Annotated in this window: 5 protein-coding genes; all 5 read right to left on the reverse strand. The window is 34.2% G+C overall.

Features of this window, described 5'->3' with window-relative positions; translation table 11 throughout:
• Positions 1 to 93: 93 nt before the first annotated feature.
• Entirely contained in the window at positions 94 to 660 is a 567-nt protein-coding gene (locus ACRD64_RS25010; protein ID WP_430937328.1) for a hypothetical protein, read from the reverse strand.
• Positions 661 to 684: 24 nt separating this feature from the next.
• Positions 685 to 1593, reverse strand: a complete 909-nt coding sequence (locus ACRD64_RS25015) for a bifunctional metallophosphatase/5'-nucleotidase (RefSeq protein ID WP_430937330.1) — start codon at positions 1591 to 1593, stop codon at positions 685 to 687.
• A gap of 6 nt (positions 1594 to 1599) precedes the next feature.
• Entirely contained in the window at positions 1600 to 2358 is a 759-nt protein-coding gene (locus tag ACRD64_RS25020) for a 5'-nucleotidase C-terminal domain-containing protein (RefSeq protein ID WP_430937332.1), read from the reverse strand.
• A 317-nt stretch (positions 2359 to 2675) separates the two neighbouring features.
• Positions 2676 to 3389 carry a hypothetical protein gene (locus ACRD64_RS25025; RefSeq protein ID WP_430937334.1) on the reverse strand — a complete coding sequence of 238 codons (714 nt, stop codon included), beginning with the start codon at positions 3387 to 3389 and terminating at the stop codon, positions 2676 to 2678.
• 107 nt (positions 3390 to 3496) lie between these two features.
• Positions 3497 to 4414 (reverse strand): peroxide stress protein YaaA (yaaA, locus tag ACRD64_RS25030; protein ID WP_430937336.1); only part of this gene is annotated, 918 nt, incomplete at its 5' end.

Genomic DNA, 4414 nt, shown 5'->3' on the forward strand with positions numbered 1-4414 from the left:
CCTCGTTTCAGTAATGCCTTGTTTTATTGTACTTGCAATGCTCATGACGAACCTCCAATACATAATCCGGGTTTAATATATGAATTATACGGGCTAAATATTCCACTCACTATCAATAATTTTCTTTAAGGAGGGAATAAATCTCTTAAAATTAGATGTTAATAGATTTATTAAGGCATCATTTTTAACCAAATACAGGTAATTCTCCTCATTGATTTCCCACAAAGTTCCCTTATCATATTTACTATTGGGAGTTGACAAAACAAGGTGAGGTAAAACAGAGGTAGTTGCCTGAATTTCTATTTCATCTTTTTTCATTGTTCCCATAGCAATCAAAGCGGGATGGATCTCAAAAAAATTATACGTGCTGTCTCCTAAATACAGATTGAAGGAAAGCTTTTCAACTAGCGGTACCTGAAAATAGAAATTAAACACCTCTTTTTCATCTTTTACATGCATCGAAATAAAGTTGTTATGCATGTTTTCCGGCGTAAAGTGTATCTTCCAATCCAAAGATTTATAATCTGCGAACAATTCTTTAAGCCCTAACCATAGTAATGTGCGGGGCCAAACCACTAATTTAAAATGATCGCTCCAGTCGTTTTGCTGTCTTAATTTTTTTAAATTTTCTAATGTTAAATCTACAATTGGGATTTTCATAAATACTATTTATCAACAATGATTCTACAACTGGGTATGGTAAGCCAACTGCTTTGTTTTTTTTAAGTTATCAAAAACAAAATCCAAACGTCCCAGGTTGATGCCTCCCCAACCCGTCTGATTGATTATAACATCCTGCTTGTTTATATTACTAACGATAACTGGTTTATCTAAAAAAGTATGCGTATGGCCGCCAAGTATAACATCAATATAATTAGTTTGTTTAGCTAAAACAACATCGCTTACCATGGCTCCTTTGTATTCATAGCCCAGGTGCGATAAGGCAATCACCAGGTTACACTGTCTTTTCTCTTTTAAAAATTTAGCTACTTTATCACCTTCTACAATGGGGTCCATATATTCTACGCCCCTATAGTTTAATGGTGTAACTAAACCACTTAACTCTATTCCCAACCCGATTATGCCAATTTTAATGGGGCCTTTTTCTATAATTTTATAGAGATTTGTTAAACCCTCTAAAGCTGAACTGCTTACTTTATAGTTACTACATACAAATGGGAATTTTGATTTTTTAATTTGAGTAGCCAGATCATCTATGCCATTATCAAACTCATGGTTTCCTATGGTACCTGCATCATAACCCATATCGCTCATTAATTTAATATCGAGCTCTCCTTTATAATAATTAAAGTAGGGTGTACCCTGAAAAATATCTCCTGCATCCAACAATATAACATGCTCCTCTTGCTGGCGTACTTGTTTTATCAGCGCAAACCGTCTTGCATATCCACCCTTTCCCGCGTATTTTGGATGATTCTCCGGAAAAGGATCGATATGGCTGTGCACATCATTTGTGTGCAGAATAGTTAACTTGGTTCGACCTCCTTGCTCTGTGCAAGCCGGAAAGCTAAATACACCTGCTGCCGAGCCTATTGCCATAGTTTTTAAAAACTGTCTTCTACCCTTTTCCATGTTCTATTAATTGAATATAATTCTTCCTTCAACTTCTGCAGTAATCATTTCGCCCGTGCTATTCTTTTGCTCAATTCTTTCAATGATAGCATCGCGCAGATTGCAATTAATTGACACCCTATAAATAGGGTTCATTATCATTCCAAAATAATCTCCTCCGTTAGCCAGATAATCAGATGTAGCCAGAAAGTAGTTCTTGGTCCTATCCATCGGTTTACCATCAATGAGTACTTCTATCGTTTTAGTACCTGAATATCTTACTGAAGCTCCAGCAATTCCATCACCCCTTATTTTTCCTAAGTAGTCAAAGAAAGCTTCTATGCTGTCTCCTGAAAGTGCCAGGATTACAATTTCATTCTCGAATGGCATTAACTCAAAAATATTCCTTACTGATATATCACCCTTAGGAATTGGCGCTCTCAATCCTTTCACATTCATCAAAGTCAGCAAACTTAATGAATCAGCATTATTACTAATAAGGAATTCATTCGCTTTTTGTTGAATAACATCTGAAACAAAATTTGATAGGGCACTTTCCGGTTTATAAGCCTGTAATTCCTTTTCGCTTACTCCTATAATTCTATCCATTTTGGCAGCGATGTTCTCTTTATAAGGTTTGATGAATGAATCCATAGCGCTATCTGCTGTAAAGCTTGAATCGACAGAAACGTTCTCACCGCTATAACTCTTCACTTTATACGGCTGTTTGCATGCGTTACAATAAATTACAAACAGCATGGCTGCAATTAAAATATTTAATTTCATTATGTTATCTTAGTTTTCTTTTCAGATCCAAATATAATCTTTAAACCAATGAATGCAATAACAAATACTTTATCCTCTTATTAACAAAAAGAATAAACATCACTAGCCTGAATCATCATAAACTTTTGTGACTAGAGAGCACATTAAAATAGTGAAGCAGTTATTTTTCTCGCACTAATAGTGCATTATTTCGAGAACTATAAAAGGTGCATTTACTTTTTATCACAATACCTTGCGCTCTTTATCGAATAATTGAGGAATATCTCGGGCTAGACCAATCTGTATAAAAAAAGCTCCATACGGAGCTTTTGAAAAATTTACTTGATTTGTTCTAAGTATTTTTGTTTGGCTTTTTGGAGAAGCTCTTTGTCTATTTTAGGATTATATATCCTTATCATATCCTCAATCTCAAAATTATTATGAAAATGACCTAAAGCTGCATCAAAAAAACTACCCGACCAATTGTATTTCACTTTTCTTGTTAATTCTTCAAACTCGGCCCACTTAACAAATCTTGGTAATGCAATGTACCCGTGATCCTTTTCAATTTCATCCAGATATAATCCTTCTTCGATTTTATTTAACCTGAAAAATTTCTTTAACCTGATGATTCCTTTGGTATCAATTTTTTTTGAAGGTTTCTTTTTAAATACAATTCCTTCATCCATAAATGCTGTTTGCAGGTCTTTTATTTTATCATATTTATCCAGGTGACGTATCCTAATTACATCATACATTTTATTATAGATGGTTACCGTACCTGCATCTGCATGAAAATCAGATGGAAAATAAGCTTTAATATTTTGTCTGGCCCTGGTAATTTGTTCTAAAGTGTAAAGCTGATTAACTACCAAATATATATACAAAGGCGTCGAATCTTTGGGCGATTCGCTGTAATAGTTAAAAAAGCCAGGGAAAGGTTCAGGTGCTTCCAACACAAAGGTGTTAGGCATTATTTTTTCATCCATGGTAACCAATTGTTCCGATTTTAATAAGTTACCATATCGTTCAATAATATTGATATTCGTCATGATAGATAATTTTGATTTAGGTTCTTTTCACTTCTAATAAGGTACGCAAAAATTTTAAAAAACCAATAAACCACCTTTTTATCTGAAACTATTTTTATTATTATATCCTAACGATCTCTTGTAAATACCGGTTGATTTTCTTTTGAGAGCTGGTTATTATAATGATAACCGTCTAAATCAAAGGCTTTTATTTCTTCCGGGTCTTCAATTCTGTTTTGCACAATAAATCGCGTCATCAACCCACGGGCTTTTTTCGCAAAAAAACTGATCATCTTGTATTCACCGTTTTTTAAGTCTTTAAAAACCGGAGTTACAATAGGTACATCTAATTCCTTTACTTTTATAGATTTAAAATATTCGTTCGATGCAAGATTAATTAATACCTTATGATCATTTTCATGAATGTCCTTTTTTAACAAATGGGTTATTTTATTCCCCCAGAAATCATAAAGGTCTTTTTTTCTGCCAGCAGGTAACTTTGTACTCATTTCTAACCTGTACGGAAGAATTAAATCTAACGGTCGCAATAAACCATACAGCCCCGATAATATACATAGCTTTTTTTGAATATAATCTATGTCATCATTTGACAAGGAATACGCATCCAAACCTAAATAAACATCTCCTTTAAACGCAAACAAGGCTTGCTTTCCTTTTTCCGGTTCAAACGGATAATGCCACTCCTTAAATCGCATATAATTCAACTCCGCTAACTCTTGACTTACATTCATTAGTGCGGATAATTTTTTTACGCTATAGGTATTGAGCTTTTTAACCAATTTAGGGGGTTCTTCGATAAACCTATATTCCGAATATCCTTTATACGAGAAGGGTGTTTCAAAGTCTAATGATTTAGCGGGAGAAATTACTATTTGCATGTTTTTTTGAGATTTAAACACAAAAATAAACAATTGGTTTAAATAATACCTCCCTAAACGCAAAAAGAGGGCGAAATAGCTCCGTTGTGAAGCGCCTGACAGGGCACTGGTGGAAAAAACGCGATTAACGCAAAAAGGACAGTCCTC

This window comes from Saccharicrinis sp. 156 (genome assembly GCF_050589685.1).
Taxonomy (GTDB): domain Bacteria; phylum Bacteroidota; class Bacteroidia; order Bacteroidales; family Marinilabiliaceae; genus Saccharicrinis.

What these genes read in the sequence shown, in the direction of transcription:
- ACRD64_RS25010 (WP_430937328.1), bottom strand. Translation starts at nt 660, where the DNA reads ATGAAAATCCCAATTGTAGATTTAACATTAGAAAATTTAAAAAAATTA.
- ACRD64_RS25025 (WP_430937334.1), bottom strand. Translation starts at nt 3,389, where the DNA reads ATGACGAATATCAATATTATTGAACGATATGGTAACTTATTAAAATCG.
- ACRD64_RS25020 (WP_430937332.1), bottom strand. Translation starts at nt 2,358, where the DNA reads ATGAAATTAAATATTTTAATTGCAGCCATGCTGTTTGTAATTTATTGT.
- ACRD64_RS25015 (WP_430937330.1), bottom strand. Translation starts at nt 1,593, where the DNA reads ATGGAAAAGGGTAGAAGACAGTTTTTAAAAACTATGGCAATAGGCTCG.